Source organism: Vibrio injensis (assembly GCF_001895205.1).
GTDB classification, from domain to species: Bacteria; Pseudomonadota; Gammaproteobacteria; order Enterobacterales; family Vibrionaceae; genus Vibrio; species Vibrio injensis.
Genome location: NZ_BDJF01000017.1, coordinates 50250 through 68157 on the forward strand (window position 1 = coordinate 50250; position 17908 = coordinate 68157).

General features: G+C 43.7%; 13 protein-coding genes and 1 pseudogene. 11 read left to right on the forward strand and 3 right to left on the reverse strand.

From position 1 onward, the window contains the following. Positions 1–107 precede the first annotated feature (107 nt). The 3 genes from BSR11_RS09145 to BSR11_RS09155 all read right to left on the reverse strand — a co-directional run bounded on the left by BSR11_RS09145 (position 108) and on the right by BSR11_RS09155 (position 4170). Positions 108–455, reverse strand: a complete 348-nt coding sequence (locus BSR11_RS09145) for a four helix bundle protein (protein WP_072670112.1) — start codon at positions 453–455, stop codon at positions 108–110. Between the two features lie 445 nt (positions 456–900). Further along, the gene (locus BSR11_RS09150) at positions 901–3579 is read right to left on the reverse strand and encodes an SLBB domain-containing protein (protein ID WP_072670113.1); all 2679 of its coding nucleotides are present in this window, start codon (positions 3577–3579) and stop codon (positions 901–903) included. A 69-nt stretch (positions 3580–3648) separates the two neighbouring features. After that, positions 3649–4170 carry an outer membrane beta-barrel protein gene (locus tag BSR11_RS09155; RefSeq protein ID WP_083544938.1) on the reverse strand — a complete coding sequence of 174 codons (522 nt, stop codon included), beginning with the start codon at positions 4168–4170 and terminating at the stop codon, positions 3649–3651. 489 nt (positions 4171–4659) lie between these two features. Here BSR11_RS09155 and BSR11_RS09160 point away from each other — a divergent pair, with 489 nt between their 5' ends. From BSR11_RS09160 to BSR11_RS17355, 11 genes and pseudogenes are all read left to right on the forward strand, one after another. Further along, entirely contained in the window at positions 4660–4929 is a 270-nt protein-coding gene (locus tag BSR11_RS09160) for a hypothetical protein (protein WP_072670114.1), read from the forward strand. Positions 4930–5100: 171 nt separating this feature from the next. After that, on the forward strand, positions 5101–5775 hold the full coding sequence (locus BSR11_RS09165) for a YjbF family lipoprotein (RefSeq protein WP_072670115.1): 675 nt from the start codon (positions 5101–5103) through the stop codon (positions 5773–5775). Positions 5776–5778: 3 nt separating this feature from the next. Next, the gene (locus BSR11_RS09170; RefSeq protein ID WP_083544935.1) at positions 5779–6603 is read left to right on the forward strand and encodes a capsule biosynthesis GfcC D2 domain-containing protein; all 825 of its coding nucleotides are present in this window, start codon (positions 5779–5781) and stop codon (positions 6601–6603) included. 2 nt (positions 6604–6605) lie between these two features. After that, entirely contained in the window at positions 6606–8768 is a 2163-nt protein-coding gene (locus BSR11_RS09175) for a YjbH domain-containing protein (protein ID WP_072670116.1), read from the forward strand. 136 nt (positions 8769–8904) lie between these two features. After that, positions 8905–10422: a hypothetical protein gene (locus BSR11_RS09180; protein WP_072670117.1), complete on the forward strand. Its 1518-nt coding sequence runs from the start codon at positions 8905–8907 to the stop codon at positions 10420–10422. 142 nt (positions 10423–10564) lie between these two features. Beyond that, entirely contained in the window at positions 10565–11506 is a 942-nt protein-coding gene (gene rfaD, locus BSR11_RS09185) for an ADP-glyceromanno-heptose 6-epimerase (RefSeq protein WP_072670118.1), read from the forward strand. Between the two features lie 120 nt (positions 11507–11626). Continuing rightward, complete coding sequence (locus BSR11_RS09190) at positions 11627–13498, forward strand: LTA synthase family protein (RefSeq protein WP_072670119.1); 1872 nt, start codon at positions 11627–11629, stop codon at positions 13496–13498. A 24-nt stretch (positions 13499–13522) separates the two neighbouring features. Further along, positions 13523–15292, forward strand: a complete 1770-nt coding sequence (locus BSR11_RS09195; protein WP_072670120.1) for a bifunctional glycosyltransferase family 4 protein/polysaccharide deacetylase — start codon at positions 13523–13525, stop codon at positions 15290–15292. Positions 15293–15375: 83 nt separating this feature from the next. Further along, entirely contained in the window at positions 15376–16542 is a 1167-nt protein-coding gene (locus BSR11_RS09200) for a nucleotide sugar dehydrogenase (protein WP_072670121.1), read from the forward strand. Between the two features lie 205 nt (positions 16543–16747). Further along, the gene (gene lpxM, locus BSR11_RS09205) at positions 16748–17716 is read left to right on the forward strand and encodes a lauroyl-Kdo(2)-lipid IV(A) myristoyltransferase (RefSeq protein WP_072670122.1); all 969 of its coding nucleotides are present in this window, start codon (positions 16748–16750) and stop codon (positions 17714–17716) included. A gap of 2 nt (positions 17717–17718) precedes the next feature. Then, a pseudogene (locus BSR11_RS17355) lies at positions 17719–17908 on the forward strand (O-antigen ligase family protein); the annotation flags it as partial.

Consider the following 17908-nt stretch of genomic DNA (forward strand, 5'->3'; position numbering starts at 1 on the left):
AGAGCGTCGCTGTGCGACTGCGAGAAACTGGATTCTATAAAAGCGTAAAAGCAGTTATAGACTCTAACAGACCGTTAGGCCGCTCTCGTCTCTAGCTGTTCTCGTCCTTACATCTTTCTTTGCTTTTGTTTAATTATTGCGCCCAAAATTTTGGCTAATTCTTTTGCTTCTTGGACCATACCTAAGGCCGGGTCTTTATCTAAGTAGCCAATCTCAATACCGATATAAAGTTGAGTGACTAACTCACCAAGTGAACCTTTGGCATAGTACAAAAAGCGAATTTGATCTTTTAGAGTTTCGCGCTCTTCACCCTCTGCAATATTAGAAGGAACTGAAAGTCCAGAACGAGTGATTTGGTCTTTAAATCCCCAATTACTGACTGACTCTGTCATTTTATATATTTGACATGAGAGTCGTGATGCTCTTTTCCAAACATCCAGTTGCTCAAAGCGCATGGGTGATCCTTATGAGATATAGAACGGGCTGCGCCCTGCTAGAGCGTCGCTGCGCGACTGCGAGAAACTAGATTCTATAAAAGCGTAAAGGCAGTTATAGATTCTAGCAGGCCGTTAGGCCGCTCTAACAAGTTGCGATAGCAACGCTCTCGTTTCTAGATTTAGAGCGGGCTGCGCCCTGCTAGAGCGTCGCTGCGCGACTGCGAGAAGCTAGGTTCTATAAAAGCGCAAAAGCAGTTATAGATTCTAACAGACCGTTAGGCCGCTCTAACAAGTTGCGATAGCAACACTCTCGTTTCTAGATTTAGAGCGAGCTGCGCCCTGCTAGAGTGTCGCTGTGCGACTGCGAGAAACTAGATTCTATAAAAGGTGTAAAGGCCATTATAGATTCTAGTAGGCCGTTAGGCCGCTCTAGCAAGTTGCGCTAGCAACGCTCTCGTTTCTACTATTTTAACGCATTCACCGCTACACCAGTTTGATAAAGGATTTGCGTCGCAGCGGTCCAGACGTTAAGCGCATCGCGGTAATCGGTATCCACTGGAACGACAATAGTATCACCTGGTCTGAGGCTTTCACCGCGGCGCCCAAACCAAAAACCGGTGTTGGGTTTAAAGACAGAACCATCGGCTCGCACCACAAAGATACGGTCATCATCAGCTTGCTTTTTCATACCACCAGCGCGATTAATGTAATCTTTCACTGTCAAACTTGGGTCAAGAAGATAAGTGATCCCCACTTGCACTTCACCCATCACCGAAATGGTATTGCGGTACATTGGAATAAATAAGAAATCGCCATCTTCCAACATAAAATTGGCGCTTTTATTACCATCAATAATTTGATCCAATTGCACAACCATACGCCCTAATGCGCGACTATTGGTTGCTTCTTCGATAAACGCTAAGGTCTTATCAGGGTCACTAATAACACTGGAAACTCGGCTATCAACATTAAAACTTTTTTTCGCCACTTCACGGCGCATATCTGCCGCGTATTGAGTCAGTAGTTTTTGTTCCTGCAAACGTAAGGCTTCGCGAGTAAAAATCGCGCCTTGTGGATGAGCAAACTCAGTTAAGCCTCCCGCCCTTTCTAGAAGTTGGGCTAGTGTTTCTCCACGACGTAACGTATAAGTACCAGGAAACTTCACTTCGCCTTGCAGTACCACGGTATTTTGTTGCTTAATACCTGGTTGCTCAAACACATTTAACCGGTCTCGCGGCTTTATCTCTCGATTAGCTTGGCGGTCACCTTGTATCACAGCACTGAGATCAATATTTTTGATCTCCGTACGTACCCCATTACCTAATGATTCTATGCGTGCTAATTCTGCATTGGCACTAAAAGCATCGGCGCTTAATCCGCCCGCAGCAGCGAGCAACCCCTGCACAGTATTGTGCTGAGAAATAGGATAACGCCCAGGGTATTTTACTTCACCAAACACTTCGGCAATCATCGCTGGCTGACCATAACTGGATTGTTGTTGTAAACGAACCAGTAATGAAGCGAGCAAAAACTGTCGCGAGTTTTCTTGTAATGCTTTAGCTTGCTCTTGAGTAATCATTTGGCCTTGGAAGAAAATAGGCTCATCGGCTTTTCTTTTATCAAATTCGTTAGTTCCATTTGGCAGAAGAGACTGACGTTGTTGCTCTCTCTCTGCTTCAGAACGAGCCAATGCTTGAGCCTGCTCTAAACTTTTCACCTGAGTTTGTTCAATCTCACGGCTATCGTCTTTTGGTGTCAGCAACTCTTCTAAATCCTCAGCACTTAAGCGGTTAAATACCAGTACTTGATCTCGTGGTTGTAATGATAAATTGTCTGCGCTGTTTGGATTAAGTAAGGCATTCGCTAAGCTAAACTGATAGACCACCACATCACGCTGCAAATTAACTTCACGGATAACCAACGCATAATTTAAATCGGCGGTAGCATTAAACGCACTATCGGCAGAATGAAAGAGATCGCTGATGCGTAAATTATCACGCCACTCTGCATAACCCGCATGAGCCACATCCCCCAGTAATTGCACATAATTTTGTAATAATTCACTGCGCTTAGCGACGGTAATATCATCGCCATTACGCACGGGTTGTTGGAGTGCTTTTCGCTGTGTTAAGTCCAGTGAATGAACATCACGAGTGCCGTGAGAACTCGCTCGCTTAATGGTCGCTCTTTCTAAATAAGCATGAGCAGTCACTCCGCCAGATAGCGTCAAAATATCTTGATAGGTTTCACCGGGTTTGATCTCATAAATGGCTGGGCGCTGCACTTCACCTTGAATGCTGATGGTTGCTTGCACTGGCGCTATCCAAACCACATCACCCGGCATTAAACGTTCATCATTACGACTATCGCCTTTTAACAGCAGGTCGTATAAATCAAGCGTACGCACCACTTGGCCATTTCGCTTTAACTGAACATTACGCAAAGCCCCACTTTCACTAAAGCCACCACTGTAGTATATGGCCTGCGAGATGGTTGTTAATGCGCTGACGGTATAAGCGCCAGGTTTATAAGCATCGCCCATGACAAAAATTTGCATGCTGCGCAGTTCACCTAAGGTGATATCGCTGCGCACACCAATCATCTGCTCTTGTACCCGCTGCATTAGGCTGGTACGAACTTCACTAAATGATAAACCCGCCACTGAAATAGGACCAAGAGAAGGAAAGTTAATCACGCCTTCACGATTAACTCGTAAACGGTGGGTGCTGTTATCTTTGCCAAATAATTGAACAATAATTTCATCATTCGGACCCACCCGATAATCGCTAGGTACAGGGACATCACTGACTGGTGCAAAGGTCGTTGGGGAAGCTGAAAAAAGATCTAATCCAAAACGTTTTAGTTCAGGTTCTTTCTCTTGGTCTTGTTTATTAAACGAGTCTAACTCGGCCTTATCGGGACGAGGAGTACGAATATCGGCGGTAGGAAGTGGTTGGCTAGCCCCACTATTATTCATACTTGGTAAGGTTATCCCATATTGCCGAGCTAAGGCTTGCTGTTGATCGGCAGGCAAGTTTTGAAACATGCGCAACTGCTCAGGTGTTGGACTTTGAGCATTAGACGAAAAAGCAAAAAGGGCTAACAACAGCGAAGAAAAGAAGATAGAGCGTCCGTGAAACATGGTGTTTTCCGATAGTTGAATGGGAAAGTGGTACGTTGTAGGTTCTAGGTTTATAGGTCCTAGGGTCTTTTAAAACCTAAACTGCATACCAAATTGTAAAGCGGTCAAGCGTAGGTCATCACCAGCAAGATAATTCACAAACTCGCCCGTAATCGCTGTTTTTCCACTGAGCGCATAATGCAACCCGACGCCAAAAGTTGCGCCGCTATCATTGGTCGTTTGGTGCTGATAATCCGCTCGAACATACGAATAACCCGCTAAAGCGTATAAGGCGAGCCGATCGGTGACTGGCATATTGGCTTTAATTAATGCACTGGCTAGGCCATCAATCGCCAAATCATCACTGCGTTTAACACTAGTGGCATAGCGACCTTCAATAGCGACATAATCGGAAAAAAAATACCCAAACTGAATTTGAGCAAGTACTGGAGATGAGTCTAACCACCCCGTAGAGGCTCGGTATTCACTATCGCTATACGCTGCGCTCACTCCGGCATAGCCATCAGATTGTGCCGAGAAAGCCACTAGATTGAGGGTTAAACAAAAGGCACCAATAAGTGGTTTTTTGGTTACTTGAATCACTGAGTTCATATTAAGTTTCATTTTATTGAGCATAGTAGTGAAAAACCATCCTTATCATGTAGTTAGCTTACTCCGCTACAGAAGCCATCACAACATTAGGCACGCTACCGCCCTACGTAATACAACGCATAAGCCGATTAAAAGCAAACGAATCTTTGTTAATGATGATCCGCTTGCTTATATTAACCGGAGATTATGCACACATAGTAATGCGCTAGCAACATTCGAAACGTTATGCTTTAAGTCAATGTTTGGATAATTGACATAACCTTTAAATTTTAATCGTAGAGACTCTTCAACTATGATAAAAACATTTGATGAGGTCTCTCTAAAACAAGCTAATCAGTTGCATAAAAAGCAGACCATCAGTTACTCTGTATTTAGGCAATAACTTGCATTAGATATTTACATTGTTGAATTTTTCCTCTTACAATAGGTATGAAGTGTCAGACATTTCATACATCGATGTAAATAAGAAAAACCCTAGGGAGTATAGTTATGAAAAAAACAGCAATGGTTTTGCTGGCAGCATTTGCAATGGCACAAGGTGCAATTGCAGCTGAAACAACAGGTACTGCAGGTAGCACAACTGGTACTACAGCTACTACTGGCGCAGGTTCTGCAGGCGCTGCAGGCGCTGGCGCAGCGGCTGGCGGCGTGGCAGCGAGCACCGCGGCTGCGGTAATGGCAGCAGCCGTAGCAGTAGCCGCTATTGCAGCAAGCGATAACGATACAGTGACAACCACAACGGTTACTGCACAGCAATAATTATGATGTGTTATCAGTAAACAAAGCCGCCCTGTGCGGCTTTGTTTTTATTATCTCTACCAAGATATTAGTGATGGTGTATAAATTGTGTAAGTATCCCTCTGATATTGTTGATTAACTCACCACATTACCGTTATTCTCTGTCGACTTGCCTGTATTAAGGATTGTGATATGCGCTTAGCCCATCACGGCTTGCTTATTGTTACGCTTGTGCTTAGCGGCTGCGCGCCGCAAACGCAACATATTTCAGAAACACTCTCAGTGGCTTTATTTGGGGTCAGTGATGAACGCGCCACCGTGGATTACGCTCAAACGCTGCCTTATGCGTCTTTATTTGCTAGCTTAGATAACGCGCCTCATGCTCTATTAGTGTTAGCTTGGGATGAACCTGGTCAACATGATGCACTAGCTTTAAAATGGATTTCCGCTCAGCAAGAGCTCATTGTTACTGAAGCGGGACGCATTACCAAAACGGTTAATTTGGTGGTCGGTAATATTCAGCACCTCTACGCCAATGAACCCGATCCGCTAAGTCAAAATCTGTTGCTCGATAGCACACCGAAAACTTGGCGTTATCAATTGAGCTGGCAAGATACTCAGCGCCATCAGCAACCCGCAGTTTCGACGTTTACTATCCATCCGCAACAAGAAAAAACCTTACCTAATGCCACTAAGTCTCTGATTTGGGTCGAAGAGCAGGTTTCATTGCCACTCGCCAAGCAACGCTACACCAATCACTATTGGCTAGATCCAACGAACGGCAAAGTGATTGCCAGTGAACAGCGTTTGGGACCAAACGGGTCTCAACTGGCCTTATCCATTGCTAAACCTTTTGCAGGAGAATAAACCATGCGCTTTGCGTTATTGTTCGTGCCATTCTGGCTTCTGGTCAGTCAATCTAGCTTGGCAAGCACATCGGTTTCTTATCCTATTTCAGGCTCTCGTAGTAATGATTCAACCTTTAGCGCACAAGTGGCAATTTCAACCGCTCCACCGATGCTTAATTTGGTTGCCGAAGGCCCAGTACGTTTAGAGGCGATGATGATGGAGGCACTGCACGCCCAACACCCTATCTTAAGTACCTTACAGGTCGATTGGCCGCGTGCAACCCTATTTTCGCTCCATGCTTCTTTTACTCATAAAGCGCAAGTATTAAAACAACTGGCCCTGCAACAAGACAATATATCGGCGGATCAAGCTCGAGCTTGGGAGCAGTTACGTAACCAATTGCGACGCAGTGAATTTGCTCAGCGTGAGTTTATCCCTCTTGATCCGGATGTGATTCGTGTTGTTGATCGGCACAACCCATTATTGAAGGGACATTTTGCCCTTCATTTACCACTGCTCAGCGACCAAACGAGTGTCTCAGTATGGGGAGCGGTTAACGAGCCTACCCGTTTTGAATGGCAAGCCAATTTCGGTGCCAAAGATTATGCCCAGCAGGCACAGTGGATAAACCCAAGATTAAGTACCTTGGTGGTGATTCAGCCAAACGGCGATGTGCAATCTCACCCTGTTGGTTATTGGCAATCACAGTCTCTGCCCATTCAACCTGGTGCGATTATCTACGTTCCCTTTACACGCAGCCTGTTCGCTTCTCTGTCACGCTCAGAGTTAGATCAAACCAATCAGCAAGTGGTTGAATTGCTTCGCCACCTTTTGCCCACTGAGTAACCATGATGATATTAACTAACGGTTTCTTTAAATATTTAAGCTACACTGGTGTTTTATTGTTGGCCCTCCCCACCACCGCGCATCAGTACACTCAATCGAACTTTGGTGGCACTGGATTAATGCAAATGCCCAGCGCGCGCATGCAGCCAGAAGGGGAATTTAGCGTTGGTTTTAACCATAACGATGTCTATGATTTTTATACCGTTACTGTCCAGCTCTTTCCATGGTTAGAAACCACCGCTCGTTACGCTCAAGCGCACGATCTGTTGTATAGCGAAGACCCCTCTTTTAGCGGCAATACCAAATACACCGATAAATCGTTTGATATGAAGGTACGCCTGCTGGAAGAGAGCTACTGGCTACCTCAAGTTTCCGTTGGTTTTCAAGACTTTGCAGGCACAGGACTGTTTGATGGTGAATACCTTGCGGCCAGTAAACGCTGGGGACCTCTTGATGTTACCCTTGGTATTGGCTGGGGATATGTCGGTAACCGAGCCAATCTACGCGGTGATAAATCGTTATCGGCTGACTGTGGACGAGATACCAGCTTTAAAACCGGTGGCGGCGATTTTAATATCGATCGTATGTTTAGCGGTTGTATGGCTCTGTTTGGTGGCATTGAATATCAAACCCCTTATCAGCCGTTGACCTTAAAAATCGAATACGATGGCAATGATTATCGCAGTGATTTTCCGGTCGAAAGGGGTAAAACCTCAATGACCCAATCAACACCATGGAATTTTGGGCTTAATTATGCAATGACCGATTGGGCCAGCCTTCGTCTCAGTTATGAGCGCGGTAATACGCTTAATCTAGGGGTTAGACTGCACAGCAATTTCTCTTACATTAAACCATTGTGGCTTGATGAGCCTAAACCCGCTTATCAACCGAATGCACCACGCGCGCAGCTCAGCAACGAAGAATGGCAAGCCTTGACCGAAGAAGTGGCTCAAGTCGCGGGTTATCAATCGGTTCGGCTCTACCAAAGTGATGATGCGGTGACAGTGACGGGTGAACAAAAGCGCTATCGAGATCGACAAGAAGCTCATGAACGAGTCGCGCGCGTTGTGCTCAATAGCGGTATTGATACCGATGAAGTGCGGATCATTGAAACGCGTAATCAACAGCCATTAACCGAAGTCGTCATTAACCGTGAGCAAGCTCATCAGGTTCTGAACCAAGCCTACATTGGTAGTCATATTAGTGATGCCAGCACATTGCAAGAGCCGTCACCGATTATCGGTGAACAACATACGCATCAAGATAAAGCGTGGGACTTTGGACTCGCGCCAGTATTGCAACAATCGTTTGGTGGCTCTGAAAGTTTTTATCTGTATGCGATTGGCGTACGCGCCGATGCCAGTTGGCGCTTAGATGATCACTGGCTACTGTCTGGTAGTTTGTATGGCAATATTTACGATAACTACGACAAATTTAACTATACCGTACCGCCAGATGGTACCGATTTAAAACGAGTTCGCACCCTCAGCCGAGAGTATTTAGAAGATACGATTCGAGTTAACCATGCTCAGTTAACTTACTTTGATCACTTAGGCCACGGTGTGTATAACCAGTTCTATGGTGGTTATTTAGAGAGTATGTTTGCCGGTGTCGGAACCGAATGGCTCTATCGGCCACTCAATGATAACTGGGCATTTGGGGTTGATATTAACTACGTCGCGCAGCGTGAAGCGGGATCCGCCTTTGGCATTTACCATGATGAATCCCAGTTTGATAAAACCCTAAACAGCCATTATCGAGTACAAACCGGCACCACTACTGGCCATGCCACGTTGTATTGGCAGCCACAATTTTGGTCATTACTGGATAACAGCCTATTAAAAGTCAGCGCTGGACGTTATTTAGCAGAAGATATTGGCGTGACTGTCGAGTTTTCAAAACAGTTTGCCAGTGGCGTGATTGTTGGCGCTTTTGCGGCGAAAACCGATCTCTCTGCTGATGAATTTGGTGAAGGTGGTTTTACTAAAGGCTTTTATATTTCAGTCCCACTAGAGATGATGACAGCGAAACATAATACCAACCGCGCGGCGATCAGTTGGATGCCAATTCAACGTGATGGTGGGCAAATGCTCTCTCGCCAACATGGTTTATTTGGTATGACAGATGCAAGAAGCCCGTGGTATGAAAAGCCGGTGAGTCGATAGAAGGTTCTAGGTTCTAGGGTTTGTTTTTCCTAGGACCTAGAGCCTAGGCCCTAAGATCTTTTTATGGCCCGATTTTTGCTTTGTTTTTCAGTAGTATTCAGCAACGTCAATAGGCGACATTCAGAGACTTCATACGATGCAAAAACAAATTATAACCAGCATTATCGCCCTTACCCTATTCGGCTGTGGCGGTGGAGAAAGCGGCAATTCGGGCAACACAACACCACCGGTTAAGTACTTTAATGTAAGCTTTTTGGATTTAGACAATATAGCTATCAATACACAAACTAACTGTCAAATCTTTGGTTATAACGAAGATAAAACTAAAAAGATCGTGGCATATCGCTCTGCCCCTGAAAATAATTATCAAATTGTTGTTCATGATGAACATGGGAATTTTGTTCGTCGTTATAGTAATAGCACTGAAACGAATGGTCTAAGCTCAACTTTCCGTTTTCGACAAAGTGACGTCCCACAAAATGGATATGTAAGTTTTGTATACTCAGAAGGTAGAGATAATTTTGTAAGTACATATTCTAAAGATTTCATTCCAGAAAGTTTTTCTATCTACGCCAAAAATAAAAACAATAACTCTAATTGTTTATCTATAGGTTCCGGAAATAATAGCAACCCGCAAACAAGTGATTACAAGTCATTTATTCATATCCCTGATGAAAATAAACTTTTCTTTTTCTCACTCAATCACTTTAATCAGTTATCCTTCGAGCCAACTAATAAACTCGGTAGAGATGTATCTGTGAATTCTAGAACGGGGAGACCACTATTATTAACCGCTTATGAGCGAACAAATCAGGACGTTATACAAAATCTTTTTGGCTTTAAATTTAGAACTACCAATGCATTAGGAAGCCTTGGGCAAGAAGTTGACCTTGATATTATTGATCAAAGAGACACTCCATGGACTGTACCTTCTGATGTAGAGTTATCATCAGCTCAACTATTTGTTGATGGAAAGCAATTTAATGCCCCTTATGCTTATTTATGGCAATCATTAAATACATCTTCTGAAGATAAATATAGTTACTCAAACTTAATCAATGTAGATAACTATTACTTAAAACTAAAAGGAAAAGAAATTTCTCCTCCATCATCCCCTTATTGGAAATTTCAACATGTCTCAAGAGGGACAAGTTCAATTACTAGCCATTTAAGTGCTGAAAATATTCTAGACGGTTTTCCTAATCCAGAGCCACCAACATTGGGGATATGTCATGAGCACAACAATACACAATGTATTCAAGTTACTCATACTCAAAAAATCGATAATACAATTCTAAGGTTACTCATTGATTCAGAATTAACTGTACCCAGCGGATTGCCTATATTTATAAAACAAACTATCTATAGCCCATATCATAACGAGCTACCTGTTATGAAGTTTGATAGTCCAATCTTAGATCAAGAACTAAAAGAGATTAAAGATTTTTCAGTTTCTTGGATAACAACACCGTCAAGTTCTATAACAGAAACTTTCTTATATCAATATCAAGATCTCTATAAGCGAACTCTAGGATCTGAACTAATTGATCCTTCTATAGATAACATCCCACTCCTAAAAAATATCGCTGCCCAGCAAGATCAACAAGACTTGCTGAAACGCCAACCTTATACGTGGGTATGGTTAGAAGAATAAAGGAAGTAGGACTCTAGGACCTAGGACCTAGGTTCTAGGGCCTAAGTTCTATAGCCCTAGGCCCTAGATTCCTAAACCTTCCCCACCTCTCCCTTTCCTGCTACTATTTTGTGAGACTTTTTAGCATAAGGTAGAACAGGTTATGATCATCGTCACTGGCGGTGCTGGCATGATTGGCAGCAATATTATCAAGGCCCTGAATGAACGCGGCATTAGCGATATTTTAGTGGTAGACCATTTAAAAAATGGCCGTAAGTTCAAAAACTTAGTCGACTTGAAAATTGCCGACTATATGGATCGTGATGATTTTCTGACCCAGATTATGGCTGGGGATGATTTTGGTCCAATTGATGCCGTATTTCATGAAGGTGCGTGCTCTGCGACGACCGAGTGGGATGGCAAATATGTGATGCTCAATAACTATGAATACTCTAAAGAGCTACTGCATTACTGCCTCGACCGTGAAATTCCATTCCTTTATGCCTCCTCGGCGGCAACCTATGGCGATACCGATACCTTTATTGAAGAGCCACAATATGAAGGTGCATTAAACGTTTACGGTTATTCCAAGCAGCAATTTGATAACTATGTCCGCCGCCTATGGCAAGACGCTGCCGAGCATAAAGAGAAGCTATCGCAAATTACTGGCTTTCGTTACTTTAACGTCTACGGCCCACGTGAGCAGCACAAAGGTTCAATGGCCTCGGTCGCTTTTCACTTAAATAATCAAATGAACGCCGGGGAAAATCCAAAGCTGTTTGCGGGTAGCGAACACTTTAAACGCGATTTTGTTTATGTTGGCGATGTCGCAGCAGTCAACTTATGGTTTATGGACAGTGGCGTATCAGGCATTTTTAACTGCGGTACCGGTAACGCTGAATCTTTCAACGAAGTCGCTAATGCCGTCATTAAGCATCACGGTAAAGGCCAAGTAGAAACCATTCCCTTCCCTGAGCATCTAAAAGGTGCTTACCAAGAATATACGCAAGCGGATTTAACCAAATTACGCGCCGCGGGCTGTGACGTGACATTCAAAACCGTTGCTGAAGGCGTCGCTGAGTATATGGCGATCATCAATGCTTAAGTGACAAGCTGAGGATCTTGGACTGAGATCCTCATATCTGGCAGATTAACGCTCTCTGATACGTTTTCTCTAACGACTTAATTTTGACAATGACACCATCCACTAACGAGTAACCTTTGTATGCCACGCGTATTTATTCCTCTTAGTTTACTGCTCTTTTCTGCAGCGCTACTCAGCAAAGTAGTGGCTTTATTTCTTGCTGATACTGCACTTATTTCTATGACCAGCCATCAATGGTGGCAGGCGTTATTATGGGGAACTCGTCTTGATCTCGTCATGGTGACGTTGTCTGTCGTGATTGTGCTACTGGTTCACCTTGGAACGGGGGGATATAAACCATTACGCTGGCTACCCAAGTTAGTGGCGGCCATCGCCGCAGTATGGATTATTATGACCACCGCGGCCGATGCAATTTATACCATGCAAACCGGCACTCATATTACCTTTGAAGTTTTTACTGCTGAAGATTCTGAATTCGCCCTATTAATCACTGCGCTACAAACGTCGCCGCTATTGGTCATTGCAGCGAGTATTTTGAGTGTGATGAGTATTATTGGAGCCAGTAAGCTGCCTTTTCAGCCGTTGACTTTAAGTGGCAAGCGACTTATCTCCTCAAGCTTATTTAGTGTGATTTTGCTTGCCGCAACCATAACGGTGGTGCGAGGCGGCTGGTCTGATGCACCACAAAGCCCAATGAGTGCTCATAAAATTGGTAATTCCGAACAAGCTTTTATTGCTTGGAGCGCGCCTTATAGCATTACGTACCACTTGGCAAAAGGGGCTAAAAATGCCGCGCAGCAAATCACACCGCGAATAACATTAGACTACGATAAACAGCCTTTACTTCAAGCTCAACTAGCACATTTAAAACAGGCCAACATTGTGTTTGTTTTGCTCGAAAGCTGGGCCAGTGTTGATATGCAAAGTTATGCCGGTCAGGTGGATGCTACCCCCTTTTTTGATCAGTTACGAGCTCAAAGCTTAAGCGCACACGCAATGTACGCCAACGGATTTCGCACAGTGCAGGGCATTTTTGCCAGCCATTGCTCTTTTCCTAACCCAGTATCCAGTAGTGTTGCCGGAACCCAACTGCAAACCAAAGCTTACTCTTGTCTCCCCCAACTTTTACGCGAGCAAGGTTGGCAAACCCATTTTATTCAAGGCAGCGGTAAAGGGTCAGTAGGACAATTTGCTCAATCGCTCGGTTATCAGTTCTCTTACGGTAAAACTGACTACGACTTCTCCGCTGAACAAAATTACTGGGGCTATATGGATGATGGCATTTATCGTTTCAGCCTTAATAAAATTACTGCTCTAGAGCAACAAGCTCAACCTTGGTTGGTGACGATCAATACAGGCACTACGCATGATACCTATCTTCCTGATGAATCTTTGTATGTCTTTGGCAAAGACAATAGTGATCAAGTTCGGCGCAGTGTCCTGCATCATGCTGATGGCGCTTTAGAACGCTTTATTACTCAACTGAATCAAACCGTAAAACGCCCAACTTTGGTGGTGTTGATGTCTGATCATACCGCTTTAGGTTCCAGCCATGACCTTTCTGCCAATTCTATTCCCTTTTTAATCTACGCAACCGACGGTTCTATTGCGGCAAACACGCTTGATATTTCGACTTCTCAACGTGATATCACGCCAACCATTTTCGACTGGCTCGGTGGTGAAGTGCCCTGGTTTAGCGGCTTCTCACTACTTGCCCCCGAGAAACACCAAGGTGGCGCTCAATTTGTACAAGGTGAGAGTATTCGCTGGATTGAGCAGAATAATTTTATCCGCTTTAATGCTCGTACTGGCGCACTTGAGCAGTGTGCTAAAGTTGCTGAGGATACGGTTACGTTGTTAGCGCATCCCTGTGATGATGAGTTTCAATCTATTTGGAAGCAGGCGCAAACCTTTACTTTTATCTCGCAGCAGTTGTTGTTTGACGGACAAACTCAACACTATACCAATCAACTAATGCATTCTTTACCTTAACCATTCGCATCTCTGGGAGTTTTTATGCATATTTTAATGGCCTTATCGCAACTTGAAGTGACAGGTGCAGAGGTGTATGCCACGACCGTGGGCGATGAGTTAACACGCCGTGGACATAAGGTATTTTATGTTTCAGATACCTTGACGAAACCACACCAAGGCGATTTTTTTAAATTACGTTTTAATAAACGCAGTATACCGCGCCGCTTTTGGCATGTTGCTTATCTGATTTATTTGATCAAAAAACACAATATTCAACTGGTTCATGCGCATTCAAGAGCATCAAGTTGGAGTTGCCATGTCGCTTGTAAACTCACCGGAACGCCTATGGTGACGACGGTCCATGGTCGACAGCCCGTTCATGCTTCACGTAAAAAGTTTCATGCTATGGGGGATATGGCGCTACCGGTCTGTGAAGCGATTCGCGATCAACTGCATCGCGATTTAGGCGTCGAGCTAGAGTCGATGCAGGTCAATCGTAATGGAATCGCGACCGCGGAGTTTTTCCGACAAGATGCCCCTAATAATATAAAGCCTGTGGTCACCATCGTCGGCCGCTTAACTGGTCCTAAAGGTGAGCTTTGCTATCGCTTACTGACCGAATGTATCGATACACAGCGTTATCACGTTAGAGTCATCACTGGCTCTGCCATGACCGAACGTTTTCGTGCTTTACAAGACAAGGTTGAGTTTCCTGGTTATACGACGAATGTCGCTGGGATTATGGCCAGTTCTGATTTAGTGATTGGCGCTGGCCGGGTGGCGATAGAATCTTTACTGTGTGGTAGACCGACACTCGCTATTGGTGAAGCGAGTTGCGTCGGCTTGATTGATGAACAAAATTTACCGCTCGCAATGGCCAGTAATTTTGGTGATATTGGCCCGAAAGATCTTGATATCGATTTTTCTCTGATTGCTGATTTGGTTGAACAAGGAGTAGCGCAGCGCTATTGCAGCTCCGCCGTTACTGAACAAGTCAAAGCAGCGTATGAACTGACTGAAATCGTCACGTCTTTAGAGCAAGTCTATCAAAGCGTTTATGTCCATAAATTAAAACGAGAAGTGCCAATCATTATGTATCATCGCTTTATTCGCGATGATAGCGAAAAAGGGATACACGGCACCTATCTGCATATTGATATGCTTGAGAAACACTTCAAGCTACTGAAAAAAATGGGCTTTGAGACGCTAACCTTTAAAGATTTGGCGGATAACGGTTTAATTTATCGTTTACAGCCAAAGAAACGTTATATTATTTTGACTGTCGATGATGGCTACCAAGATAACTACCAACTGCTCCTACCATTGCTCGAAAAATACCAATTTAAAGCGGTAGTGTATGTGGTTACTGGAGAGTCATTTAATCGTTGGGATGTCGAAGTGCCGAACCGTCCTGAAAAGCGTGTCGATTTAATGACTCCTGAACAAATCAAAGCCTTACACGACTCTGGCTGGGTAGAAATTGGCGGGCACACCTTAACTCACCCTCGCTTAAGTCAATTAACCGATGCAGAACAACAACAAGAAATCGAAGTCAACAAGCAGCAGTTAGAGGATTTAATTGGCGAATCACTCTACTCTTTTGCTTATCCTTTTGGCGATCATAACCAAGCATCAAAACAGCTCGCCAAGCAAGCAGGGTATCCCTTTGCAGTGGCAACCAGTAGCGGTCCATTGGCAATACATGAAGACCGTTACCAAATTCGTCGGATTGCGATTTTCCCGAAAACCGATGTACTGGGGCTATGGCGAAAAGTACGTGGTAACTACACTTTCCGTAAAGCGAAATCATAAACCTTTTTATTAGCTATCGCTCTTTGAACCGAGTCCATGAAAGAGCCATAGCTGAATTAATAAGACTAGTCAGGATCCAAACCATGAAAATAGCAGTTGCCGGCACCGGTTATGTAGGCTTATCAAACGCCATGTTACTCGCTCAACACAATCAGGTGGTTGCCGTTGATATCATTAAAGAAAAAGTCGCCATGCTTAACCAAAAGCAATCGCCGATTGTTGACCACGAAATTGAGGATTTTCTGCGTAACAAAAATCTTAATTTTGTTGCCACTCTTGATAAAGTCGAAGCTTATCAGGACGCTGATTTTGTGATTATTGCCACGCCAACAGATTATGATCCCACAACCAATTACTTTAATACCACCTCTGTTGAAGCGGTTATTCGTGATGTAATGGCAATCAATCCTAATGCGGTGATGGTCATTAAATCTACCGTTCCGGTTGGTTATACAGAACAAGCTAAACAGCAGTTCCAATGTGAGAATATTCTCTTTTCACCTGAATTTTTGCGTGAAGGAAAAGCCTTATACGATAATTTGTATCCTTCTCGTATTATTGTCGGTGAACAGAGTGAGCGAGCACAGGTGTTTGCCAATCTATTATTGGCAGGAGCGATCAAAGATCAGATTCCTGTATTGTTGACCAACTCCACCGAAGCCGAAGCGGTAAAATTGTTCTCCAATACCTATCTTGCGATGCGAGTAGCTTATTTTAATGAACTCGATACTTATGCTGAAGTGCATGGCTTAGATAGCCGACAAATTATTGAAGGAGTTGGATTGGATCCGCGAATTGGTAACCACTACAACAACCCTTCGTTTGGCTATGGCGGCTATTGCCTTCCCAAAGATACCAAACAACTATTAGCTAACTATCAAGCAGTACCGAATAATATTATTGGTGCGATTGTCGATGCAAACCGCACTCGCAAAGATTTTATTGCCGATTCAATACTAAAACGTAATCCAAAGGTGGTTGGTATCTATCGGCTGATCATGAAAACGGGATCGGATAATTTCCGCGCTTCAAGTATTCAAGGGATCATGAAACGCTTAAAAGCCAAAGGAATTGAAGTGATTGTCTATGAACCAGTGCTCAAAGAGAGTCATTTCTTCCACTCACGAGTCATCAACCAATTAAACGCCTTTAAACAAGAGGCTGATGTGATTGTATCGAACCGGATGACGGATGATCTCAAAGATTGCGCTAGCAAAGTGTATACCCGTGATCTGTTCGGCAGTGATTAATCTTGAATAGAATTTAACCTTACTCCTACTCTTGCATAGTCGTGGCGCATGCTCGCGTCACGGCCATCACGGTACCTTTTCTATTGTAACGTTATAGAGGGTATTACCTATCACTTTGTCAGATTGTTTCTATTACGCTCTGTAGGAAGCTGCTATACTTCGCTGATAATTCAAACAATATTCTCGCTTTTATACTGGGTAGTTTATGTCTTTACCACGCAATGACTTTGATCAATACGCCTATAACCCCAAGTTTCAATGGCGTTTTTTTCACCCTCGTTACTGGGGTACGTGGCTCGCGATTATTATCGCTTGCCTGATTAGTTTTCTACCTACTGGCTTGAAACGTGCGATAGCACGTGGACTTGCTCGTTTAGCCGTTAACGTGAAAAGTAAAGCCAATAACCGCGCCAGAGTGAATTTGGCGATGTGCTTTCCAGATAAAACTGAGTCTGAACGAGAAGCTATTCTGAGCAAAATGTACGTCACTTCCACGATGTTTTTGATGAGTTTTGCTTCGACAACACTCAGAAGTAAACAGTGGCTAGAAAAACAAACGACCGTGCGTGGTTTGGAGCATGTTGAACAGGTACTGGCGAATGGTGAGAACGTGATTCTTCTCGTCCCCCACACTTGGTCAATTGATATCCCCGCCATTTTGCTTGCTTCACGTGGATTACCGGTTTCAGCGATGGCAAAAAGCCAAAGTAATCTACTCTCCGACTGGTTGATGCACAAACAGCGTGTGCAATATGGTGGGCGAGTTTACGATCGCAGTGTCGGTATAAAGCCATTTATTAAATCGGTTCGTAAAGACGGTTATTTAGGCTACTACTTACCCGATGAAGATTTAGGCCGTGAACACAGTGTGTTTGTCGATTTTTTTGCCACTCAAAAAGCGACCATTGCTGGATTAGGCCGTATATCAAGCCTTAGTAAAGCGAAAATTGTTCCTCTTTTCGCGATGTTTAACACCGACACAGGGGGTTATGAACTGGATTTTTATCCCCCCTTGCCTTTTCCAACAGGTGATGAACAACAAGATGCGCGAATGATGAATGAGTGTATTGAAGCGTATGTCACGGAGCGTCCTGAGCAATATATGTGGATTTTACGTCTATTAAAAACCCGCCCTGATTCAGACATTAATCCTTATACGACTAAGAGTAATTAATAATGAAGCAATACAACATTCGATCTTGGCTAACGCAAGGTATTATTTTATTACCCTATTTATATTTATTTCCATTTATTGCATTAGCCAATAATAGCGATAAAAAAATGGTAGTGCTCTGTATCATTTCTATTATTGCTGTATTAATACATTCAAAATTTCAATACTTAAAAGAAAATATAAAAAATCCTA

What these genes read in the sequence shown, in the direction of transcription:
- BSR11_RS09145 (WP_072670112.1), bottom strand. Translation starts at nt 455, where the DNA reads ATGCGCTTTGAGCAACTGGATGTTTGGAAAAGAGCATCACGACTCTCA.
- BSR11_RS09150 (WP_072670113.1), bottom strand. Translation starts at nt 3,579, where the DNA reads ATGTTTCACGGACGCTCTATCTTCTTTTCTTCGCTGTTGTTAGCCCTT.
- BSR11_RS09155 (WP_083544938.1), bottom strand. Translation starts at nt 4,170, where the DNA reads ATGAACTCAGTGATTCAAGTAACCAAAAAACCACTTATTGGTGCCTTT.
- BSR11_RS09160 (WP_072670114.1), top strand. Translation starts at nt 4,660, where the DNA reads ATGAAAAAAACAGCAATGGTTTTGCTGGCAGCATTTGCAATGGCACAA.
- BSR11_RS09165 (WP_072670115.1), top strand. Translation starts at nt 5,101, where the DNA reads ATGCGCTTAGCCCATCACGGCTTGCTTATTGTTACGCTTGTGCTTAGC.
- BSR11_RS09170 (WP_083544935.1), top strand. Translation starts at nt 5,779, where the DNA reads ATGCGCTTTGCGTTATTGTTCGTGCCATTCTGGCTTCTGGTCAGTCAA.
- BSR11_RS09175 (WP_072670116.1), top strand. Translation starts at nt 6,606, where the DNA reads ATGATGATATTAACTAACGGTTTCTTTAAATATTTAAGCTACACTGGT.
- BSR11_RS09180 (WP_072670117.1), top strand. Translation starts at nt 8,905, where the DNA reads ATGCAAAAACAAATTATAACCAGCATTATCGCCCTTACCCTATTCGGC.
- rfaD (WP_072670118.1), top strand. Translation starts at nt 10,565, where the DNA reads ATGATCATCGTCACTGGCGGTGCTGGCATGATTGGCAGCAATATTATC.
- BSR11_RS09190 (WP_072670119.1), top strand. Translation starts at nt 11,627, where the DNA reads ATGCCACGCGTATTTATTCCTCTTAGTTTACTGCTCTTTTCTGCAGCG.
- BSR11_RS09195 (WP_072670120.1), top strand. Translation starts at nt 13,523, where the DNA reads ATGCATATTTTAATGGCCTTATCGCAACTTGAAGTGACAGGTGCAGAG.
- BSR11_RS09200 (WP_072670121.1), top strand. Translation starts at nt 15,376, where the DNA reads ATGAAAATAGCAGTTGCCGGCACCGGTTATGTAGGCTTATCAAACGCC.
- lpxM (WP_072670122.1), top strand. Translation starts at nt 16,748, where the DNA reads ATGTCTTTACCACGCAATGACTTTGATCAATACGCCTATAACCCCAAG.